General features: G+C 45.3%; 21 protein-coding genes. 18 read left to right on the top strand and 3 right to left on the bottom strand.

Going from position 1 to position 20,082, the window contains the following annotated elements; genetic code table 11:
- Positions 1-144: 144 nt before the first annotated feature.
- From IGI73_RS12310 to IGI73_RS12280, 7 genes are all read left to right on the top strand, one after another.
- Complete coding sequence (locus tag IGI73_RS12310; protein WP_010749842.1) at positions 145-1,248, top strand: alpha-hydroxy-acid oxidizing protein; 1,104 nt, start codon at positions 145-147, stop codon at positions 1,246-1,248.
- A gap of 177 nt (positions 1,249-1,425) precedes the next feature.
- Positions 1,426-2,052, top strand: a complete 627-nt coding sequence (locus IGI73_RS12305; protein ID WP_010749841.1) for a glycosyltransferase family 32 protein — start codon at positions 1,426-1,428, stop codon at positions 2,050-2,052.
- 112 nt (positions 2,053-2,164) lie between these two features.
- Positions 2,165-2,674, top strand: coding sequence for a GNAT family N-acetyltransferase (locus tag IGI73_RS12300; RefSeq protein WP_015510214.1), 510 nt, complete (start codon positions 2,165-2,167; stop codon positions 2,672-2,674).
- 122 nt (positions 2,675-2,796) lie between these two features.
- Positions 2,797-3,639 (top strand): DUF368 domain-containing protein, encoded by an 843-nt coding sequence (locus tag IGI73_RS12295; RefSeq protein WP_015510213.1) that lies wholly within the window; start codon positions 2,797-2,799, stop codon positions 3,637-3,639.
- Positions 3,640-3,898: 259 nt separating this feature from the next.
- A complete protein-coding gene (locus tag IGI73_RS12290) occupies positions 3,899-5,350 on the top strand; it encodes an amidase (protein ID WP_428206610.1) in 1,452 nt (483 codons plus the stop codon).
- Positions 5,351-5,362: 12 nt separating this feature from the next.
- Complete coding sequence (locus IGI73_RS12285) at positions 5,363-6,214, top strand: transporter substrate-binding domain-containing protein (protein ID WP_438759234.1); 852 nt, start codon at positions 5,363-5,365, stop codon at positions 6,212-6,214.
- Positions 6,214-6,894: an amino acid ABC transporter permease gene (locus IGI73_RS12280; protein ID WP_015510210.1), complete on the top strand. Its 681-nt coding sequence runs from the start codon at positions 6,214-6,216 to the stop codon at positions 6,892-6,894. Before IGI73_RS12285 ends, IGI73_RS12280 begins: the two co-directional genes overlap by 1 nt.
- Positions 6,895-7,018: 124 nt before the next feature.
- Here the strand turns inward: IGI73_RS12280 and IGI73_RS12275 are convergent, their stop codons facing one another.
- Positions 7,019-7,339 carry a helix-turn-helix domain-containing protein gene (locus tag IGI73_RS12275; protein WP_005228576.1) on the bottom strand — a complete coding sequence of 107 codons (321 nt, stop codon included), beginning with the start codon at positions 7,337-7,339 and terminating at the stop codon, positions 7,019-7,021.
- A 255-nt stretch (positions 7,340-7,594) separates the two neighbouring features.
- On the opposite strand from IGI73_RS12275, the gene IGI73_RS12270 reads away from it, so the two are divergent.
- From IGI73_RS12270 to IGI73_RS12245, 6 genes are all read left to right on the top strand, one after another.
- Entirely contained in the window at positions 7,595-7,930 is a 336-nt protein-coding gene (locus IGI73_RS12270) for a PTS cellobiose transporter subunit IIB (protein ID WP_010749837.1), read from the top strand.
- Positions 7,931-7,943: 13 nt separating this feature from the next.
- Positions 7,944-8,300 (top strand): PTS lactose/cellobiose transporter subunit IIA, encoded by a 357-nt coding sequence (locus IGI73_RS12265; protein WP_016608816.1) that lies wholly within the window; start codon positions 7,944-7,946, stop codon positions 8,298-8,300.
- Entirely contained in the window at positions 8,290-8,808 is a 519-nt protein-coding gene (locus tag IGI73_RS12260; protein ID WP_034858949.1) for a hypothetical protein, read from the top strand. The genes IGI73_RS12265 and IGI73_RS12260 overlap by 11 nt, the downstream gene beginning before the upstream one ends.
- Complete coding sequence (celB, locus tag IGI73_RS12255; protein WP_428206608.1) at positions 8,801-10,153, top strand: PTS cellobiose transporter subunit IIC; 1,353 nt, start codon at positions 8,801-8,803, stop codon at positions 10,151-10,153. Before IGI73_RS12260 ends, celB begins: the two co-directional genes overlap by 8 nt.
- A 147-nt stretch (positions 10,154-10,300) precedes the next feature.
- Complete coding sequence (locus IGI73_RS12250; protein WP_005228587.1) at positions 10,301-10,939, top strand: GyrI-like domain-containing protein; 639 nt, start codon at positions 10,301-10,303, stop codon at positions 10,937-10,939.
- A complete protein-coding gene (locus tag IGI73_RS12245; RefSeq protein WP_074535512.1) occupies positions 10,936-11,880 on the top strand; it encodes an ROK family protein in 945 nt (314 codons plus the stop codon). The genes IGI73_RS12250 and IGI73_RS12245 overlap by 4 nt, the downstream gene beginning before the upstream one ends.
- A 43-nt stretch (positions 11,881-11,923) precedes the next feature.
- Here IGI73_RS12245 and IGI73_RS12240 read toward each other — a convergent pair whose 3' ends face one another.
- Together IGI73_RS12240 and IGI73_RS12235 are read right to left on the bottom strand one after the other, a co-directional pair.
- Entirely contained in the window at positions 11,924-13,123 is a 1,200-nt protein-coding gene (locus IGI73_RS12240) for an AI-2E family transporter (RefSeq protein ID WP_428206607.1), read from the bottom strand.
- A 202-nt stretch (positions 13,124-13,325) separates the two neighbouring features.
- The gene (locus tag IGI73_RS12235; RefSeq protein WP_005228593.1) at positions 13,326-13,694 is read right to left on the bottom strand and encodes a PaaI family thioesterase; all 369 of its coding nucleotides are present in this window, start codon (positions 13,692-13,694) and stop codon (positions 13,326-13,328) included.
- Between the two features lie 188 nt (positions 13,695-13,882).
- On the opposite strand from IGI73_RS12235, the gene menB reads away from it, so the two are divergent.
- Genes menB through menH form a run of 5 tightly spaced genes read left to right on the top strand, consistent with a single transcriptional unit; the run spans position 13,883 to position 20,080 of the window.
- Positions 13,883-14,698, top strand: a complete 816-nt coding sequence (gene menB, locus IGI73_RS12230; protein WP_005228595.1) for a 1,4-dihydroxy-2-naphthoyl-CoA synthase — start codon at positions 13,883-13,885, stop codon at positions 14,696-14,698.
- Complete coding sequence (menE, locus tag IGI73_RS12225) at positions 14,698-16,197, top strand: o-succinylbenzoate--CoA ligase (RefSeq protein WP_428206606.1); 1,500 nt, start codon at positions 14,698-14,700, stop codon at positions 16,195-16,197. The genes menB and menE overlap by 1 nt, the downstream gene beginning before the upstream one ends.
- Complete coding sequence (locus tag IGI73_RS12220; RefSeq protein ID WP_428206605.1) at positions 16,175-17,539, top strand: isochorismate synthase; 1,365 nt, start codon at positions 16,175-16,177, stop codon at positions 17,537-17,539. Before menE ends, IGI73_RS12220 begins: the two co-directional genes overlap by 23 nt.
- Entirely contained in the window at positions 17,532-19,244 is a 1,713-nt protein-coding gene (gene menD / locus IGI73_RS12215) for a 2-succinyl-5-enolpyruvyl-6-hydroxy-3-cyclohexene-1-carboxylic-acid synthase (RefSeq protein ID WP_428206604.1), read from the top strand. Before IGI73_RS12220 ends, menD begins: the two co-directional genes overlap by 8 nt.
- Positions 19,241-20,080 carry a 2-succinyl-6-hydroxy-2,4-cyclohexadiene-1-carboxylate synthase gene (menH, locus tag IGI73_RS12210; protein ID WP_074535516.1) on the top strand — a complete coding sequence of 280 codons (840 nt, stop codon included), beginning with the start codon at positions 19,241-19,243 and terminating at the stop codon, positions 20,078-20,080. The genes menD and menH overlap by 4 nt, the downstream gene beginning before the upstream one ends.
- Positions 20,081-20,082 lie beyond the last annotated feature (2 nt).

The following is a 20,082-nucleotide window of genomic DNA, read 5'->3' as shown; positions in this document are numbered from 1 at the left end:
TCAGCCAGCTCAAATGGATGGCTGTCTTAAGTTGAAAAGTAAAAGCAGCGTGTTGAGTAGGAGTGAGCGAATGAGTTGCGTGATCCTGCAATCAGGCGTAGGATAAAAATGTAAACGTTATCTTATTGGAGAGTAGGGAAAGGCATGGAAAAAATCTATCAAGCAAGTACCGCAGAAGGAGCAATCGATTTTATCAATATGCGCGATTTGGAGATCGCGGCAGAGGAAGTGATTCCTAAAGGTGGGTATGGCTATATCAGCAGTGGTGCGGGGGATATTTTTACCTATCAAGAAAATGAACGCGCCTTCAATCACAAATTGATCATTCCTCATGTCTTAAAGGACATTGAATTACCGGACACAACGTTGTCCTTTGGCGGTGATACGTTGTCAGCGCCAATCATTATGGCGCCTGTTGCCGCCCACGGCTTAGCAAATGTTGCGGCAGAACAAGCGTCAGCCAAAGGGGTTTCACGTTTTGGCACGATCTATACGGCGAGTTCGTATGCCTCTTGTACGTTGGAAGAAATCCGAGCAGCTGGTGGTCAAGAAGCGCCGCAGTGGTTCCAGTTTTATATGAGCAAAGACGATGGTATTAACAAAGACATCTTGGCGATGGCAAAACGCAATGGCGCCAAAGCGATCGTTTTGACCGCAGATGCAACTGTTGGGGGCAATCGAGAAACGGATCGCCGCAATGGCTTCACCTTTCCGTTGGCAATGCCGATCGTTCAGGCTTATCAATCAGGGATCGGACAAACGATGGATGCCGTTTACGGCTCCTCAAAACAAAAATTAAGTCCTCAGGATGTCGCTTTTATCGCCAAAGAATCTGATTTGCCGGTTTATGTCAAAGGGGTGCAATCAGAAGAAGATGTGGAACGAGCATTAGGGGCAGGTGCACAAGGGATTTGGGTCTCAAATCACGGGGGACGCCAATTGGATGGTGGTCCAGCTTCCTTTGATTCCTTACAGATCGTGGCTGAAGCAGTGGCAGGTCGGGCGCCGATCGTCTTTGATAGCGGGGTACGGCGAGGACAGCATGTCTTTAAAGCGATTGCTTGCGGAGCAGATCTAGTGGCGATCGGCCGCCCAGTGATCTATGGGTTGGCTCTAGGTGGTGCTACCGGTGTTCAACAAGTCTTTGATTTCTTCAAAAAAGAATTGGAGATGGTCATGCAGCTTGCGGGGACGCAAACGGTGGCAGATATTAAAAAAGCCGTTTTACGGGACAATCGCTATTTATAAGTAATCCCTCAAAAAGGCGCTAGAATCGCTGATTCTGGTGCTTTTTTTAATGGATTTTTCTGATCATGCCCAGGAGCAGGAGCAACTGCTTTCGCTGAAAAAAGTGTATATGATTTTGAAACAATTGCAAAATCAGCTACACTTAAAAGAGACCAATAAACTAAAGGAGAGAGATTGATGATTCCAAAAATTATTCATTATTGCTGGTTTGGCGGCAATCCATTAGGTGAACAAGAAAAGAAATACATGGATACCTGGAAAAAATATTGTCCGGATTATGAGATCAAACGTTGGGATGAATCAACGATCGACCTTTCAAAATTCGGTCCTTATCTAAAAGAGGCCTATGACCAAGAAGAATGGGCCTTTGTGTCAGATGTGGTTCGTCTGTATGCATTAGTGACAGAAGGCGGTATTTATATGGATACCGATATCGAGGTGGTCAAACCTTTAGATGAGCTTTTGACACTGGAGGCATTTATGGGCTTTGAGATCGAAACCAAGATTTCTACTGGGATCATTGGAGCGGTGCCGCATCATCCCTTTATGGAAGAATGGTACCACGATTACGATGACCGAAAATTTGTCCGGGCAGAAAAAACGGAAGATGTCGTCACCAATGTGATCCGAGTGACGGAACTGTTGCAAAACCACGGATTAGAATTGAATAATCAACGACAAACCGTTAAGGGCGTAGAAATCTTCCCGCAAATGACGTTTTCACCAAAAAGCTATATCACTGGTGAGGTCGAGGAAGATCCGAGTACGATGGTGATCCATCAGTTTTCTGGCTCTTGGTTATAAAAAAGTAATCTATGAAAGGACGGACAGTGGGGAAAGCTGTCTGTCCTTTTTGCTTTTGCAAGGGATGATGGAGATGTGATAGAATAGCTTGAAAAAATGAGGAGGCGTTTTGATGGCTATCAAACGATGTACTTTGGCAGATTTAGAAGAATTGGGAGAAATCAGCGTATCCACCTATTACGATACATTTGCTCCTTTCAATACGGAGGAAAATACTCGTATCTATCTAGAAGAAGCCTATAATCTGCCGAAACTGACCCGAGAGTTAGAAAATCCGCAGTCGGCGTTTTATTTTTTACAAGAAAATGATCAAACCGTAGGATATATCAAACTTAACTGGGGTGAGGCGCAAACGGAAGCAATCGCCCCAGAGGGGTTGGAAATTGAACGAATCTATATCAAAAAAGAACATAAGCGCAGAGGCTATGGCAAAACACTGCTGCTGTTTGCCCAAGAGACCGCTAAAGAGCTGCAGAAAAAGTCGATCTGGTTAGGCGTTTGGGAATTTAACGACAATGCGTTGGCTTTTTATCATACGATGGGCTTTGAAAGAGTTGGCAGTCACTCCTTTTTTATGGGGGATGATGAGCAGACGGATTTCTTGATGCTGAAAGAACTTTGAATTCTGCCTTTGTATGAGGAATTAGAAATTACTTTCCATTTTTTTGGCAATCAAGTATAGTTAAAGGGATTGATGAAAAAAGAACGATTGGTGAAAACCATCGCTAAGGAGAGCAATTGTAAATGGAAAAACAGAGAAACGAAAGTATTTTGTCACGTTTTCTTAAAGGCGTGGTGATTGCCTTGGGCTTTATCTTGCCTGGTGTTTCAGGTGGCGTATTGGCAGCCATCTTAGGCATTTATGAGCGGATGCTGCGCTTTATGGCACATCTGACGAAGAATTTTAAAGAGAATCTCCTCTTTTTCCTGCCAGTAGGGATCGGGGGAATCGTAGGGATCGGGCTTTTATCAAAGCCATTAGAGTGGCTGCTGCAAAACTATCAAATCATCGTTTTGTGGGGCTTTGCGGGGGCAATTATTGGGACGTTACCAGCACTTGCTAAAGAATCGACCTTGAAAAGCAAACGGACAACCGGCGACCTGCTTTGGTTCTTCGGCAGTATGGTCATCGGCTTCTTGTTCCTCTATTTTATGGGTGATATCTTAGGAACGATCCCTGCCAATTTCATAGGTTTTGTGATCGCCGGCGGTCTGATCGCGTTAGGTGTTTTGGTTCCTGGCTTGAGTCCTTCAAACCTTTTGCTCGTTTTGGGACTTTATGATCCGATGTTGAAAGGCTTTAAGAGCTTTGACATCATGGGGGTCTTTCTACCGATCGCCATTGGCGGCTTGGCAGTGATGCTGCTGTTTTCGAAATTGATGGAGTGGCTATTGACCCATTATCATTCAAAAGTCTATCACTTCATTTTAGGGATCGTTATTGCCTCAACGATATTGATCGTGATTCCTCCGGTGGCAAACTATAGCGGCTTTACTTGGGTAACGGCTGTCATCGGAATTATCTTGTTTGTCTTGGGGGCTTGGTTAGGTCTTTGGATGAGCAAGCTGGAAGAAAAATACAAGTAAATCAAAACGGCACATCGTTTGGCGATGTGCCGTTTTTGTTAGGTAATGATTCGGGCAGCTAAGAAGAAGCGTTGGTCGACAGCTGGTAGTAAAAAATATGGGAATGTTTGATAACGATATAATACAGGTTTAAAAACTGTTCTATTTTTGTTGAAAGATTTCCTAGTGTTTGGTATATTGTAGTCTATATAAAGAAGATTTTTTCGTGTGTTACAGCATAGATAATTGTTTGAGGGTTTGAGAAAAAGGAGGGGCAAGCATGCAAGATGCGACCTATTGGGCGGAACAATTGCGGCAAGGAAAAATCAGTTTTGCAGAGCGGGTGGCGATGATCGAAGAAAAAGTCAATCAACAAAATCCGCTTTTGAATGCGCTTGTAACATTTGATCCGCAAGCAGCGATCCAGCATTACGAGCAGCATCTTCAAAAAACGGTTTTTGGGGGACAACCCATGCCGTTAAAAATACTCGGCCAAACCAAAGCAGGGTGGCCAGCAACGTCAGGAGCCAAACTGTTTGCTAAAGCACGAGCCAGCCGCACGGCACATTTTGTCTCTCGTTTAGAAGAGGCAGGCTTTGTGCCGTTAGGGCAAACCAATGCACCAGAATTTGGATTCAAAAATATCACTGATCCAACATTGTATGGGCCTACACGTAATCCGTGGAATCCTGCCTATTCAGCTGGTGGTTCCAGTGGTGGTGCGGCAGCGGCAGTGGCTTCGGGGATGTTTCCGATTGCGGGTGCCAGTGATGGCGGCGGATCGATCCGCATTCCAGCATCCTTTAGCGGATTGATCGGTTTGAAGCCAACCCGTGGCACGATGCCAGTGGGTCCTAGTGAATGGCGCAGCTGGCAAGGCGCTTCTATCAACTTTGCGTTGACGCTTTCCATGCGTGATACGGAACAGTTGTTTTATGCGTTGCGGACGTCACAGCCGACTGCCCCTTATCAGGCACCACAAGTAGAATGGCATCATCAGCAAGCGAGTCAAAAACCGCGGTTGAAGGTTGCTTTTACTACCGCATCGCCGACCGGTGGCCAAGTGTCTGAAACTGCCATCCAAGCAGTCCGAAGTGCAGCCGCATTTTTAGAAAAGCAGGGGCATGAAGTCGTTGAAGTGGGCTATCCAGTGGATGGTCAGCAAATGATGACCACCTATTACGCCATGAATGGCGGCGAAACAGCTGCGATGTTTGCTGAGATCGATGCTGCTCGTCAAGTACCGGTCAGACGGGAAGAGATGGAATTGATGACCTGGGCACTTTACCAATATGGCAAAAAACTGCCTGCCGCCGATTACGTCCTTGCCTTGCAGTGGTGGGATCAGCTGGCAGAAAAAATGGAAGAAGTCTTTTCAACCTATGATCTCTTTTTGACCCCGACGACGGCTTTTCCAGCCCCTTTGATCGAGGAAGACTTACAAAGCGATAGCATTCGCCAAAGACTGCATGAGATCGAATCGCTTGGAAAAAGTGCTGCGGGTGAGTTGATCGAAGAAATGTTTGCCAAGAGCTATGCTCTGACACCTTACACTCAATTAGCCAATTTAACGGGGCAGCCAGCCATCAGCTTGCCAACTGCTCTTAGCGAGGAAGGGTTGCCGCTAGGGGTCCAATTTATGGCGTCTAAAGGCAGAGAAGACCTACTTTTCCAAGTCGGCTATTTATTTGAAACACAGCAACGATTTCTGTTGCCAAAACAAGGAAACTAAGAGGAGGATATTATGAAACAAGTTAGAAAAGGGAAAATCGTTGCAATGGTTGGCTTTTTAGGTTTATTTGCGGGGGTCCTGTTAAGTGCCTGCAGCAAACCAACGGAAGAAGACACCAGTCTAAGTAAGGTAGAAGAAGCCAAAACATTGGTTGTTGCTACTTCGGGAACCTTGTATCCATCGTCTTACTATAACGATGAAAATGAATTAGTGGGCTATGATGTCGATGTGGCAAAAGAAGTCGCCAAACGATTAGGCGTAGAGATCACATTTAAAGAGTACAATGTCGATGGACAAGTTTCTTCTTTAACACGTGGAGAAGCCGATTTTGCTGCCAACGATTTTGGTTTGACAGATGAACGGGCGGAAAAATTCAGTCTCTCAACGCCTATTAAATACTCGTTCGATAGTATGATCGTGCGTAAAAGTGATGACTCTGGGATTGCTTCTTTAGAAGATTTGGATGGCAAAAAAGCTGCTGGTGAACCGAATACCAGCTACATGCGCTTAGCCGAATCCTATGGGGCAGAATTAGTGACTTACGACAACGCAACGAATGATCAGTATTTGACAGATGTTGCGAATGGTCGAACGGATGTGATCTTGAATGATTACTATTTGCAAAAAATGGCGGTTGCTGCTTTGCCAGATATCCCTGTTAAAACTTTAGAAGATGTCTACTTTAATCCGAATGAAACGGGCTTCTTATTTGTGAAAGATCATCAAGCATTGCAGGAAAAAGTGGATGCTGTTTTAGCAGAAATGAAAGAAGACGGCCGTTTAAAAGAACTTGCGGAAACGTATTTTCAAACCGATATTTCAGTAAAATCTGATCAAGCGATTCAAACGGTTGAAACAGACTAATGTATATTCCAACCCTTGATTTGCCGTTGATGTGGGAGTCATTGCCCTATTTGCTGTCGGGCTTGTCCTATACGGTCGGCATTGCTGTCGTTTCGTTTCTAGGTGGCAACGTATTAGGGATCATGCTCACCTTCTTAGGGATGTTGGAAAATCCATTCATTAGAGGGTTCGTGCGGGGCTACCTCTCATTTCTAAGAGGCGTCCCAGCGTTGGTCTTGTTATTCCTACTGTATTTTGGCTTGCCTTATCAATTGTCGGCGCTTAGTGCTGCGATCATCTGTTTTACATTGACCAGCAGCGCATTTATCGGGGAAATCTACCGAGGATCAATTGCTGGTGTGGATCGTGGGCAATTTGATGCTGCCTATGCGTTAGGGTTATCCTTTACGAAAACGATGCGTCTGATTATTTTGCCACAAGCCTTTCGTATTTCTGTACCGGCATTGAGTAATGTGGCAATGGATTTGCTGAAAGGAACCTCCTTGGCAGCAATGATCACGATTCCTGATATTTTTCAAAAAGCTAAGATCGTTGGCGGACGAACCTTTGATTACATGTCCATGTATGTGCTAGTTGCCATCATCTATTGGCTGTTGTGTATTTTGATTGAAGCCGGGCAAAAGCGATTAGAACAACATTTTTCAAAACGCTTTGCCGCTAATGAGGCTGTAAGACAATAAAAAAAGAGCCGAGGCTCTTCAGCTGCTGTCAATGTTTCCTTGTGAGACATTGACAGCAGTTTTTTCTTTAGGTAATGAAGCAGCACCACAAGTTAGCCAGAGAAAAAAGGCAGAATAGTACCGTTTACTCTGGGCGGTTTTTTATAAATTCGATAAAGGTAATGATTTCAGATAGTTGATATTCAGTAAAGTCCTCATTGATTCTCGAAGCCACACGAATCTGTTTCATAGAGAGGGCTTCCAAATCATTCGGACGTCCATGCAAATAATCGAGACTGACATTGAAGTAATCAGCAAGTTCTTTTTGGATCTCAATATCGGGCATCCGATTGCCTTGCTCATACGAAGCATAGGTTGTTTTGGCGATTCCTAAATATTTTGCCATTTTTGCTTGTGTTAAACCAGATCGCGTTTTCCGCAACTGTCTTAAACGATCTTTAAACATGAAATCCCCTCCACAAAATTATTCTACTATGACACGATAGAAGCAGAAAGAAATTAATGTTTTATATCACTAATAGAGTTTTATTGCATTTACAAAGTACTCGATATGTAATACTATTTATGTGAAGAAGGATTACTACCTGTAAGAATCAGCAGGTAGTGAATCGTTCTCAAGGATTTTTTATAGCATGAAGGAGGGTAGAAGAAAGGAATAGATACACCAAAATGGAAGCGTTTCATAGAAGGAGGAAGTGAAATGAAAAAAGTATTGATAATTTGTGCAGCAGGCATGTCTTCATCGTTGATCGCTAAAAAAGGAACAAGCTTTTTAACCACAGAAGGCTGGTCAGTGAGGATCGATGCCATCTCTGCTTCAGAGGGGATCGCTACGATCGCTAAGGATGAGTATGATTTATATTTAGTTAGCCCGCAAACGAAAATGCATTTTGCCAATTTAAAGAAAAGCGCCGATAAATACGGCAAACCAATCGTGAATATTCCCCCGCAAGCATATATTCCGATACCGATCGGGATCGAGAAATTAGCACAGCTAGTCAAAGAAAGCATTGCATTAGAAAAAAGTGCGAAATAAATGGAGGTAGGCTATGGATAGTGAAAAAATTCAAGAAATATCCTTTGAACTTATTTTAGCAAGCGGTGATGCCCGCACGATGATTCATCAAGCCTTTGAACAGATGCGAAACAGCAGTTGTCAAGAAGCGCAAGAGTTGTTGGACATAGCCAATGATTCATTAGTCAAAGCCCACCGCATCCAGTCAAAAATGCTGCAAGAATATGCTTCAGGGACTTCATTTACCTGCGATATCTTGTTGATCCATGCACAAGATCATTTGATGACAACCATGACCCTCAGAGAAGTAGCACTAGAAATGCTAGGGATTTATCAAAAAATGAGTAGCCTTGAAGAAGCGATCCAATGCAGGAATGCAGATGGCGAGTAAGCAAGCAAAAGTTGCTCAAAGAGATGCGTCGCAAAAACTGACGAAGAAAAATCTCTATTTTCAACGGCTGTTGCTATTGCGGTATTTAGTCGCATTCTTTTTCTTTTTTAACCTATATTGGCTGTTGGCTGCTTCTTTGGCAGGGCAATGGCTGCGTGTGGTTCCACTGAGCCTGTTGCTGTTTTCAATGGGAGCGATCAGTGAGTTTATCCGCTTATATGGACACCACGCAACCATCGTTTCCAAGCAACTCTTTTTTACAACTTGGTATTTACGCCTTCAAATGGGGACAATGGCCATTCTTTTTTTATTGACTTTTTTTGGCGTGACAGAAGTTATTTTCCCCTATTTCACCTCGCAAAGTATCGAGTATGTTCGCATAGTTCTCTGGATAAGTGGTGTCTTTGCATGGAGTGGTATCAGAAAACTGAAGAAAATTTTTCGCAATAAAGACCGACATTGGCAATGGATTCGCGAATTTGAAGAGATAGAAAGAAAGGGTGATTGATTTGACAGAATCGAACAATAAACTATTTCAACTTTTGGAAAAAGCAGTAATGGGTCCGATGGGAAAGATTTCCCAATACAAAATCGTTCGTAGCATCATGGCGGCAGGAATGGCGTCGATTCCTTTTACGATCGTAGGCTCAATGTTTTTAGTATTCAACATTTTACCGATCACGTTTCCGTTTTTAGCTGACTTTTTTGAAGCGACTTTTTTGAATTTCAGTGATTTGTATATGTTAGCAAATAGTACGACCATGGGGTTATTGGCATTATATTTTTGTATCGTTCTGGGCTATGAGTATTCCAAGATCATTCAAGTCGAGGAGAATCTCGACCTGACGCCGATCAATGGGGCGTTGTTAGGTGTTTTTGCTACATTGATGTCGATTCCTCAGCTTGTTTTTGACGGCGGAAAAATGACACAGATGAATGATGTGGAAGAAGGGCTGATCAATGGTTGGTTGATTGGTGCCGATGGGGTCGCACGTTTAGGAACTGTTGGTATTTTCACTGGGATCGTGATGGCGGTCGTTGCCGTTCAGCTGTATCGTCTCTGTGTAAAAAACAACTGGGTCATCAAAATGCCTGAAGAAGTGCCTGAAGGTGTGGCTCGTAGTTTTACGGCACTGATACCAGCCTTTGTGGTGGCAGTCGTGGTTCTGACCATCAATGGTGTTTTAGTTGTTTTAGGGACGGATATTTTTCAACTAGTAGCAATTCCGTTCGGGTTTGTTACCCACCTTACAAATAGCTGGTTGGGAATCATGGTGATTTATTTCCTCGCGCATGCCTTGTGGTTGGTAGGGATTCATGGATTCAATATCATTAGTCCACTGATCACCCCGATCATGTTAGCTAATTTAGCTGCCAATGTTGAAGGGGCGAGTTTCCCATTAGCAGGCCAATTTACCAACGGGTACGTGACATTAGGTGGTTCGGGAGCAACCCTTGGTTTTACCTTATTTATGATCTACATTGCTAAATCGAAACAGATGAAAGTATTAGGGAGAGCTGCCATCGTCCCGTCGATTTTCAATATCAATGAACCGATCATTTTCGGCGTGCCGATCATCTATAATCCTTATTTAGCAATTCCTTTCTTGTTAGCACCGATGGCATCCGCCACGATCGCGTATTTTGCCACAAGGATGGAATTGATTCGTCCCATGATCGCCAATATTCCTTTCCCAACACCCGTTGGACTTGGTGGCTTTATTGGCACCGGTGGAGACTGGCGTGCAGGCGTCGTTGCCATTGTTTGTGCAGTTGTTTCTTTCTTGATCTATTTTCCATTTGCGAAGTTTTATGACACAAAATTGCTGAAAGAAGAACAAGAAGCCGCATAAGACGAGCAGTTGGGAAAACAGCAAGTAGCTACATTATCCCTATAAGAAAAAAACAGTTGTCCCTTTGCAGTTGAAGGGATAACTGTTTTTGCAATGGTCCTTCTTTTTCATGGTAAAATAAAGAAAAGCAAATCGAGGAGGGTCCTTATGAAGTATGAATGGCGCAAACTAGAAAAAGAGCTCTATCTTCCCAAAAAACCAACAGTGATCGAGGTGCCAACGTATCAATTTATCAGTTTGAGCGGCAGCGGCAATCCGAATCGACCTGAATTCAGCGAAGAGATCGCCGCTTTATATACGATTTCCTATTCACTCAGGATGGGGTTAAAAAAAGGGGCTTTTGGCAATGAACCCTTTGAATACACGGTCTTTCCTTTAGAAGGTGTGTGGACCTCTCTGACAAAGCCAGACGGTGCCGTCAACAAAGAAGAATTGATCTACAAAATCATGATTCGCCAACCAGAACCAGTCACGGAAACACTGTTTCAAGAACAGCTCTTGGCAGTCAAAGAGAAGAAAGACAATCCAAATCTAGAAAAGCTCATCTTTGAGCGCTATGAAGAAGGATTGTGCCTGCAAGCGATGCATACAGGCTCTTTTGACACTGAAGCGGAAACCTTTGCGAAAATGAAGGAGCTGTTAAAACAAGAACAGTTAGTGATCCGTCCAACGATGGACACGTTCCAGCATCGAGAAATCTATTTGTCTGATCCGCGAAAAGTTTCACCAGATAAAGCCAAAACCGTCCTGCGATGGGCAGTAGAAGCAGAGGGTGGGATTCAGTGAATAAAAACTATTTAAGCATCGACATCGGCGGCACGAAAATCAAATCGGCTGTCATTGATCGCTCGGGGAATATTCTGACACGAGGACGGATGGATACGCCGAAAAATCTTACGGAATTTCTGACAGGGATTGAAACGATCGTTGAAGACGTTCATGGGAGCATTCGGGGCATTGCTGTTAGTACTCCAGGAAAAGTCAACCCAGAGACAGGGACGATCTCGTTTGGCGGGGCATTGCCTTTTTTAGATGGAGTCTCCTTAAAACAGCTGCTGGCAAAGTACCAAGTGCCGCTGGCTGTGACCAACGATGGCAAGGCAGCCGCATTAGCTGAATGGTGGCTAGGAAACCTTAAAGGGATTCAAAATGGGGCTGCCATAACCTTAGGTACTGGTTTGGGTGGTGGTGTGATCGTTGAAGGAAAACTGATCCAAGGTGCACATTTTCAAGCAGGGGAATTAAGTTTTCTACTAAATGCCACTAAGAGAAGCGATGCTCCAGAAAACGCTGAGCAACCAAATAATCAGGGATTGACCCTGCAGCAATTGGCAGGTTTTAGCGGTTCAGCGGTCGCCATGATCCGTCGCAGCGCCCAACTGCTAGGCTTAGCTGATCTTGCGGATGGTGAAGCAGTTTTTGACGCTATCAATCAAAAAGAGCCACAGGTCTGGGCACTGTTTACAGCGTATTGCCGAGAAATCGCGTGTGTCATACTCAATGTTCAAGCCGTGATTGACTTAGAGCGCTTCGTGATTGGTGGTGGCATCAGTGCCCAAGCGATCGTGGTGGAAGAAATCGACCGTCAGTATCAGCAACTGCTGGCTAGTTTACCGATTTTGCAGCAGACCTTGACGAAGCCGGAAATCCAAGCCTGCAAATTTCAAAATGACGCCAATTTATTAGGGGCGCTCTATCATTTCTTTTTGGAACATGAGATGAAATAAAATAGAAAAAAACTGCCGCGAACCAACGATTCGCGGCAGTTTTTTAGGCTTTTTTCTTGGTGTCTTTGTCTTCGTCACCTAGGTAATCTTTGCTAGTGAAGGCACTGTGGAAGTATTTGCCGTCTTGACCGTAATAGCGGTTGTAGCGCTGCTTGAATTTGCGGAACACGTAAACGACAAGAACTTTTAGCAGACAATAAATCGGGATTCCGAAAATCACCCCAACGATCCCCATCAAATCACCCATCACCAATAAAACAACCAGAATCGTAATAGGATGGATTTTCAATCGGTCACCCATCACACGGGGCACGACTAAATCGCCATGAAGCAGCTGTACAGCAAACCAAGCAATCAAAAACTTAACCAACATCCCGGTGGAGTCTTGTGCGGCAATGAAAAGCCCCGGGAAAAAGACGATAAAAGGTCCAATATAGGGGATGATGCAAAGCAGACCAGCGGCGATCGCCAGAATACTGGCATACTCTAGGTCGATCAAGAGGAAAACGACCCAATAGATCGCCCCTAAAATCAGGGATGAAATGATTTGTCCTTTCAAAAAGGCACCGACTTGTAAGTCAGAGATCTTGACGATTTCATTAAAGTCTTTGCGAAAACGTGGTGGCACTAATGAGAGGACCGAAAAATAAAACTTGTTTGGGTTACGCAATAAGAAAAAGGCAATGATCGGTCCAGTAAACAAAGCAATGAACAAGGTCGAAATGGTTGAAAACAAACTGCTGAGCCCAGCGGCACCAGTTTGCCAATAATCTCCAATAAAACTCATGATATTACTGGTGATATTTTGTAGTGTGTCTGTAATTTGTGCCATCTCATCTTGAAATGGGGTATTTTCTAAAAAGGCGGTCGCGTTTTTCTCAAAGTCACTGACCAAACTTGGTAAGCTATTGATCAGATCGGTGGTTTGCTGCTCCAAAATCGGATAAAGCTGGAAACCAGCAAAGACGATCAACAAAAGAATCAACAGATAGATCCCAGCAATCGAAGCACTGCGGGGAATTTTTTTCGTTTCCATTTTATCGACCACCGGATTAAACAGATAGTATAGGATCAGCCCAAATAAAAAGGGTGGGATAATAGCTGTAAGAATGGCTGAAAAGGGTGTAAATAAAAAAGAAATCTGATTTAGCAAAAAGACAGCAACTGCCGACAAGATAATCAGTCCTAAGACATAATAGCTTGTTTTGCCGCCTAAAAAGTGGATCAATCGGTTATTTTTCATAATAAGCCTCGCTTTCTTAGCTACATTATAACGAAAGACCCCTATTCTGTAAAAAAACAACGTACCTTTCGAAAAAACCGCGCTCACATTCTCAATATCTTTATAATGAAAGAATATCTTTAATAAGGCGTTGACTGGTGACCTCTTTCTTCAAAACAGACCAAAAAACGCTCCCGTGAGCACAATGCAGGAGCGTAAAGGATTATTTGCGCACAGTCGTTAAGGTGCAGCGCCCAACGGCAGTTTTTAACCCGCTAGCTAACCAAATAGTGGCTTGCCAAGTTTGGATACGAGCGCCGATACGATCAGGACTAGCTTCTACAATCAGGGTTCCTTCTTGGGCGGCGGCTAGATGGTTGACTTGCAGGTCAACGCCGGCGGCAAAGGCTTCTTCTTGAGCCAAAGCTTGATTGGCACCGATGCTGCAGGCGGTCTCGATCAAAACACCGTTAATGCCACCGTGAACGAGACCAAAAGGCTGTTTGTGCTGCGCTTTGATCGGCATCCGTAAACGAACAAAATCGGCTGTTGCTGCTTCTACTTCGATTTCTAAGGCTTCCAGTAAATTCATTTTTTGCTCCTTTTTCTAAGAAAGTTATCATGATTATAGCACGAGTTTTGGTAGAAATAGCCGAAGATCTCAGAAAGTCGGCAACAGGGGGAGAAGTCTTAAGAAATTCCCTTAACCAAAGCAATTTCTAACGAAAAGCGACTAGATATGTGTATAATAGAGCTATGTGAATTGAGGAGGAACAAGTAATGAGAGAATGGAAAACCTTAAAAGAGTACGATGAAATTTTGTTTGAACAACATGGAAAAGTGGCGAAAATCACGATTAACCGCCCAGAAGTCCACAATGCGTTTACACCAAAAACGGTGTTTGAAATGATTGATGCATTTTCGATCAGTCGCGATGAACCAGGCATCGGCGTGATTATCTTGACAGGCGCCGGCGATAAAGCCTTTTGTTCAGGCGGAGACCAAAAAGTCCGTGGTCACGGTGGCTATGTTGGGGAAGATCAGGTTCCTCGCTTAAATGTATTGGATCTGCAGCGCTTGATTCGCACGTTACCAAAACCGGTGATCGCCATGGTCAAAGGCTGGTCGATCGGTGGCGGAAATGTTTTACAATTGGTTTGTGATTTAACGATCGCCGCTGATAACGCTAAATTTGGTCAAACAGGACCAAATGTCGGTAGTTTTGATGGTGGCTATGGTTCGGGCTATCTTGCACGGACGATCGGTCATAAAAAAGCCAAGGAAGTTTGGTTCATGACAAAACAATATACCGCCGAAGAAGCATTGGCGATGAACTGGATCAATACAGTCGTTCCTCTTGATCGAGTAGAAGATGAAACGATGGAATGGGCAGAAACGATGCTGCAAAAGAGCCCGTTGGCGTTACGCATGATCAAAGCATCAATGAACGCCGATACGGACGGATTAGCTGGCATTCAGCAATTAGCTGGCGATGCGACCTTATTGTATTACACGATGGATGAAGCCAAAGAAGGTCGTGACGCGTTTAAAGAAAAACGTCAACCAGACTTCGACCAATTCCCTAAATTCCCATAATGACTGGGAGTTGGCTGCAAAGGCAAGCACAACTTCATCCAGAACGACCAGCTTTTTATTGGCATGAAAAAAGCTGGTCGTTTGCTGCCTTGCAAAAAGAGGTTTATGCTTACGCTGCTTATTATCAAGCCCAATTCGTTGATCAGCCAAACCGGGTAGCTCTTTTTAGCAATAACTCCCCTGAAATGGTCTTTACGATCCTTGCGTTATGGGAGTTGGGGATCGAAGTCCAGCTGCTGAATACGCGATTGACAGCCGCTGAAATCTCCTTCCAATTGCAAGATGCCCACTGCGACTGGGTGATCACGGCGGATCAGGCTGCGGTTTCGGATGTTCGCAGCTTGACCTTTGGACAAGCGATCAAACAGGCGGAGGCTTTTATCGGTTCTGTTGTTCCTTCGTTTGTTCCTAATGAAGCAATCTATCAAGCAGAGCAAGTGGCTTCAATTATGTATACCTCTGGTACGACTGGCAATCCCAAGGGTGTGCCTCAAACCTTTGGGAATCATCTAGCAAGTGCCGAAGCGACTCAAAAAAACTTAGCCATCACTAGCGAGGATTGTTGGCTTTGTGCAGTTCCGCTGTATCATATCAGTGGGTTATCAATTCTCTTACGGTCCTTGCGACTTGGGATGAGTGTTCGTTTGTATGAGCGCTTTGATGTTGGAGAAATGGCAAAAGACCTTGAAGCAGGGAAAGGGACGATCGTTTCTTTGGTGGCAAAAATGTTGACAGATTTGCTGCCCTTGGTGCCCCAACAAGGCTTTGATTCGTTGCGTTATATCCTGCTAGGCGGCGGTCCGATTGCCAAAAGTGTATTGGAAAAATGCCAGCAAAATCAGCTTTCTGTGATTCAATCCTATGGGATGACAGAAACCTGTTCACAAGTGGTGGCATTGCCGCCAGAAAAAGCTTCTGAAAAAATCGGCGCCTCTGGGGTTCCCCTGCAAGGTGTTCATTTACGAATTGCGACTGATGGGAAAATGGCAGACCACCAGACTGCTGAAAATACCCAGCCGATCGGAGAGATCCAACTGCAAGGACCGGCGATCACGACTCGTTACTTGAACGATCGCAGTCCACAGCAGTGGGACCAAGAGGGCTGGTTTGCCACAGGAGATCTAGGTTATCTTGATCAAGAGGGCTTTTTGTATGTAGTCAGTCGTGCAAGCGAACTGATCATATCTGGTGGAGAAAACATCTATCCCGCAGAAGTGGAGCAAGCCTTGTTGCAGCATCCAGCGGTCAAAGAGGCAGCTGTGGTGGGGGAACCAGACGAGGAGTGGGGACAATCTGTCGCGGCTTATTTAACGTTAAATCAACCGATCCACTTCCAAGCTTTATTGGATACGTTAGAAGGGCAGATCGCCCACTATAAATTTCCGCGCCGTTTTTATCACGTGCGAGAAATGCCGCGCACAGCAAGCGGTAAAGTTATAAAAAGGCTATTGCTGAGTGAAGAAAGAGTGAACTACATTGAACAGCAAATCAACAAGTAATTATGAGGCAGCGATCGCTGCCGGGAAAACCTATTTGAGTGAGTATCAACCTATAGAAAGGTGTGACTTACTGGCTCTTTATGCAGCGGCACAAGAATATCGAGGGGAACGCTATTTCTGGCGTACTCCTGATGAAACGACTAGTATGGTAGGGTTGGGTTGGTTAGCCACTTTTTCGCAACCCAAACTTGCAGACTTTTCAGAAGTCCGCTCTCTTTTAAAGCAAGCCCACTATCAACCAGAGGCACCTTTTCAGGCGCAGTTAGTTGGCGGCTTTGCTTTTGATGAACAGGCAGAAGTCAGTCAGGATTGGGCTGAGCTAGGTGCTGGTCTCTTTGCGTTGCCAGAAATACTGGTCAGCAAAACTGGAGATCAGTGTGGCGTCGTTTATACAGTAGCCGCTTCTTCCGAGGAACAACGACAACAAAAAGTCGCTGCCTTACAGGAAAAAGTCGCAAGCTGGTTGCAGGCCAATTCGGACAAGAGTCTTGTAGCAGAAACGCCTGCTTTTCAGGCACAAGAGGAACTAGATGTGCCCCAATGGCTGCAAGCGGTCGAAGAGACAGTGGCAGCCATTCGCTCAACTGAAACACCGTTGAAAAAAGTGGTTCTGGCAAGACGAATGAAGGTAGAAACGAAGCAGTCGATCATTAGTGCTGCGGTGTTGCAACGGTTGGCGCAACAGCAGCCGAATACCTATCTTTTTGCCATCGAACATGGGGGCCATGTTTTTGCTGGTGCGACGCCAGAACGCTTGCTAAAAGCGACTGTCGATCAGTTTGAAACGGTAAGTATCGCAGGTTCCGCACCAAGAGGCAAAACCAAAGAAGAAGATGAGGCACTGGCACAAGCCCTCTTAGCGGACGCAAAAAATACCCATGAACATCAAGTAGTTGTCGATCGCTTAGAAACGGCATTGGCCACTTTGTTAGCTGACGGCTTTCAATCAGAAGCCCGTTCCGTGATCAAAAATCGTGACATTCAGCATTTGTTTGTTCCTTTAGCAGGGCAAAGAAAGGCAGGAGTCAACTTTCTGACCGCCGTACAAAAACTACACCCGACCCCAGCATTGGGGGGAGAACCGAAAGAAGCAGCCGTCTCATGGATTCGTACCCATGAACCAGCCAGCAGAGGGATGTACGGTGGACCGATCGGTTGGTTGGGTATTCAAGAAGATATTGGCGAGTTTGCTGTGGCGATCCGCTCAGGATTCTTTAGCGGCAATCAAGCAATGCTGTATGCGGGCTGTGGGATCGTTGCCGATTCAGATGCGGAATCCGAACGTCAAGAAACACGGTTAAAATTTCAACCGATGAGGAGAGGGATCTTAGGAGATGAATAACCAGACAGTCATGACAGACTATTTACTAGCGGCGATCCAAGGACTAAAAGCAGCGGGTGCGAAGCGAGCAGTCATTAGTCCCGGTTCACGCTCCACGCCATTGGCGCTACTATTGCATCGTGATCCTGAGATCACCTGTACGGTGGCTGTCGATGAACGTTCGGCTGCTTTTTTTGCTTTAGGGATGTCCAAAGTTGATCTCCAGCCGACGATCTTACTGTGTACCTCTGGAACTGCAGCAGCCAATTATTATCCAGCTGTTTGTGAAGCAGAAGCTACCAACTTGCCACTGATCGTCTTAACGGCTGATCGCCCACCAGAACTGCGGGGCGTTGGGGCGCCACAGGCAATGGATCAACAGAATTTGTATGCCTCTCATGTCAAAAAGATGGTAGAGATGACGGTGCCAGAAAACGATCCTGCTTTGTTGCGTTATAGTTTTTGGCAAGCTGCAACTTGCACGATCGAAGCGCAAAAACAGCCGAAAGGCCCTGTCCAAATCAACTTTCCATTACGGGAGCCGCTGTTGCCTGACTTTAGTCGCCAATGCAGTATGCAGCAAGACGTGAGCTATCTGGCACCACAACAAGAGCTGTCAGCAGAGATGATCACCCAGCTAGCCCCTTACTTTGAGAAAAAAGGTATTCTGATTGCTGGAGAAAGCCTTACGATCGAAGAAGCGCAGCAGTTGCTGGCTTTTTCGGAGAAATTAGGCTGGCCGATCGTCGGCGATCCATTGACCAATCTGGCGACAGCCGGTACCAAAGTAGGAACATTTATCAGTCAAGCCGATCTTGTTTTCCCGCAATTGACTTCTGCCTTCCAACCAGAAGTGGTCGTGCGTTTTGGTCGCTTACCAGTCACCAAAAATGTCCTATTATGGTTGAACAAAGCAGCCGATACGACGACGTGGCTCTTTGTTGATCCATCAGGGCAGTGGCAAGACCAGCTGCATCGGGCAAACTATTTGATCGAAGCAGCGATCAGCACTTTCGTGGCGGCCATCACCCAGTTGCCGATCGTCAAACATACGGCGTGGCAACAACAATGGCAAGCACTTCAAGCGCGGGCAGATCAGGTGATTGCTGCAAGTCCCCAGTTGCAACAATGGGATGAGAGCAGCGCTGTGCGCATGCTCCAACAATGTTTGCCTGAAGAAGCGCAAATTCTTTTGGCAAACAGCAATGCGATCCGTTTTTTTGATCGCTACGGCAGCAAAACTACCTCCACTTATCGCGTGTATGGAAACCGGGGCGTCAATGGGATCGACGGCCTTGTCTCGACCGTGGCTGGGATTGCTTCCGCCAGTCAAAAGCCTACCTACTTGTTGATTGGTGATTTAGCGTTGTACCATGATATGAACGGCCTACAACTACTGCGCCAGTATCAATTGCCAGTAACGATCATTTTACTGAATAATAACGGTGGTGGGATCTTTTCCTTTCTGTCACAAAATACCTTAGAACCAAACGACTTTGTCCCGCTCTTTGGTACTCCGTTAGATCTTGAGTTTCAAAAAGTGGCGGCCTTATATGAGGCAGATTGGCACACACCGACCTCTTTGCTAGAGTTTCAAACGATTTTAGCGGAAACAAGTCAACAGCCGCGCTTTCAAATAATCGAAGTGAAGGGTGAGCAAAAAGATCCGGTCAACACTTGGCAAGCACTCCAACAGCAGTTTAGCGAGGCAGGAGCGCAGCAATGAAGGACACGATAAATGGCGTCAGTTATTTTTATCAGTGGCTGCAGCCGTATCGATCATCCTTACCAACCCTTGTGGCATTGCATGGCTTCACGGGTTCTTCGGAAAGCTTTCGACCGGTTTTTGCAGAGGAAGGTTCTTACAATGTATTGGCAATCGATTTGATTGGACATGGACGCTCATCGATTTATGTCCATCCCATGCGTTATGAACTTCCTTTACTGGTGGAGGATCTCGCACACCTTCTAGCGAAGTTAGGGATTGAACGTTATGGCCTGTATGGCTACTCGATGGGGGCGCGAATCGCACTTGTCTGGGCGGTCATGGAACCAACGGCAGTGACCCATCTTTTGCTTGAGAGTGGTTCACCCGGGTTAGCTGATCCAGCAGAACGACTCGCTCGTCAGCGGCACGATCGTCGCTTAGCGTTGCGCTTACTAAGGGAGCCTTTGGTCGATTTTGTCGATTACTGGCAAGAACTGCCGTTGTTTGCTAGTCAAAAGGAGCTACCTTTAGCGCAGCAGGCTGCTGTACGGCAAGGACGCTTGCAGCAAAACAAATTTGGCTTGGCAGTAAGCTTGGTTTACGGTGGTACTGGCAAACAGCCAAGCTGTTGGTCGGCACTTCCGCAGCTAGCTTGTGAAATTCTTTATTTAGCGGGGGAAAAAGATGTAAAGTTTCGTAAAATCGCCCACCAAATGAAGCAGCTGCAACCAGAGATGACCATCAAAGTCGTTGCTAATGCTGGACATTGTATCCATTTAGAACAGCCGACACAGGTTCGTCATGAAATCGATCAATGGTTTGTAAAAGGATCGGGGCCACAGTCAGCTGATTGACA

Source organism: Enterococcus sp. DIV0755f, from assembly GCF_051713725.1.
In the GTDB taxonomy this organism is placed as follows: domain Bacteria; phylum Bacillota; class Bacilli; order Lactobacillales; family Enterococcaceae; genus Enterococcus_D; species Enterococcus_D casseliflavus.
Note: the sequence above shows the minus strand (reverse complement) of the source record. Positions and strands in the feature narration are given on the sequence as shown.

Bases quoted from the DNA above. Each gene is read 5' to 3' on its own strand.
- IGI73_RS12310 (WP_010749842.1), top strand. From the start codon at position 145: ATGGAAAAAATCTATCAAGCAAGTACCGCAGAAGGAGCAATCGATTTT.
- IGI73_RS12300 (WP_015510214.1), top strand. From the start codon at position 2,165: ATGGCTATCAAACGATGTACTTTGGCAGATTTAGAAGAATTGGGAGAA.
- menE (WP_428206606.1), top strand. From the start codon at position 14,698: ATGACTGGGAGTTGGCTGCAAAGGCAAGCACAACTTCATCCAGAACGA.
- IGI73_RS12250 (WP_005228587.1), top strand. From the start codon at position 10,301: ATGAAGTATGAATGGCGCAAACTAGAAAAAGAGCTCTATCTTCCCAAA.
- IGI73_RS12235 (WP_005228593.1), bottom strand. From the start codon at position 13,694: ATGAATTTACTGGAAGCCTTAGAAATCGAAGTAGAAGCAGCAACAGCC.
- IGI73_RS12305 (WP_010749841.1), top strand. From the start codon at position 1,426: ATGATTCCAAAAATTATTCATTATTGCTGGTTTGGCGGCAATCCATTA.
- IGI73_RS12290 (WP_428206610.1), top strand. From the start codon at position 3,899: ATGCAAGATGCGACCTATTGGGCGGAACAATTGCGGCAAGGAAAAATC.
- IGI73_RS12270 (WP_010749837.1), top strand. From the start codon at position 7,595: ATGAAAAAAGTATTGATAATTTGTGCAGCAGGCATGTCTTCATCGTTG.
- IGI73_RS12240 (WP_428206607.1), bottom strand. From the start codon at position 13,123: ATGAAAAATAACCGATTGATCCACTTTTTAGGCGGCAAAACAAGCTAT.
- IGI73_RS12280 (WP_015510210.1), top strand. From the start codon at position 6,214: ATGTATATTCCAACCCTTGATTTGCCGTTGATGTGGGAGTCATTGCCC.
- menD (WP_428206604.1), top strand. From the start codon at position 17,532: ATGAATAACCAGACAGTCATGACAGACTATTTACTAGCGGCGATCCAA.
- IGI73_RS12265 (WP_016608816.1), top strand. From the start codon at position 7,944: ATGGATAGTGAAAAAATTCAAGAAATATCCTTTGAACTTATTTTAGCA.
- IGI73_RS12275 (WP_005228576.1), bottom strand. From the start codon at position 7,339: ATGTTTAAAGATCGTTTAAGACAGTTGCGGAAAACGCGATCTGGTTTA.
- menB (WP_005228595.1), top strand. From the start codon at position 13,883: ATGAGAGAATGGAAAACCTTAAAAGAGTACGATGAAATTTTGTTTGAA.
- IGI73_RS12285 (WP_438759234.1), top strand. From the start codon at position 5,363: ATGAAACAAGTTAGAAAAGGGAAAATCGTTGCAATGGTTGGCTTTTTA.
- IGI73_RS12260 (WP_034858949.1), top strand. From the start codon at position 8,290: ATGGCGAGTAAGCAAGCAAAAGTTGCTCAAAGAGATGCGTCGCAAAAA.
- IGI73_RS12295 (WP_015510213.1), top strand. From the start codon at position 2,797: ATGGAAAAACAGAGAAACGAAAGTATTTTGTCACGTTTTCTTAAAGGC.
- menH (WP_074535516.1), top strand. From the start codon at position 19,241: ATGAAGGACACGATAAATGGCGTCAGTTATTTTTATCAGTGGCTGCAG.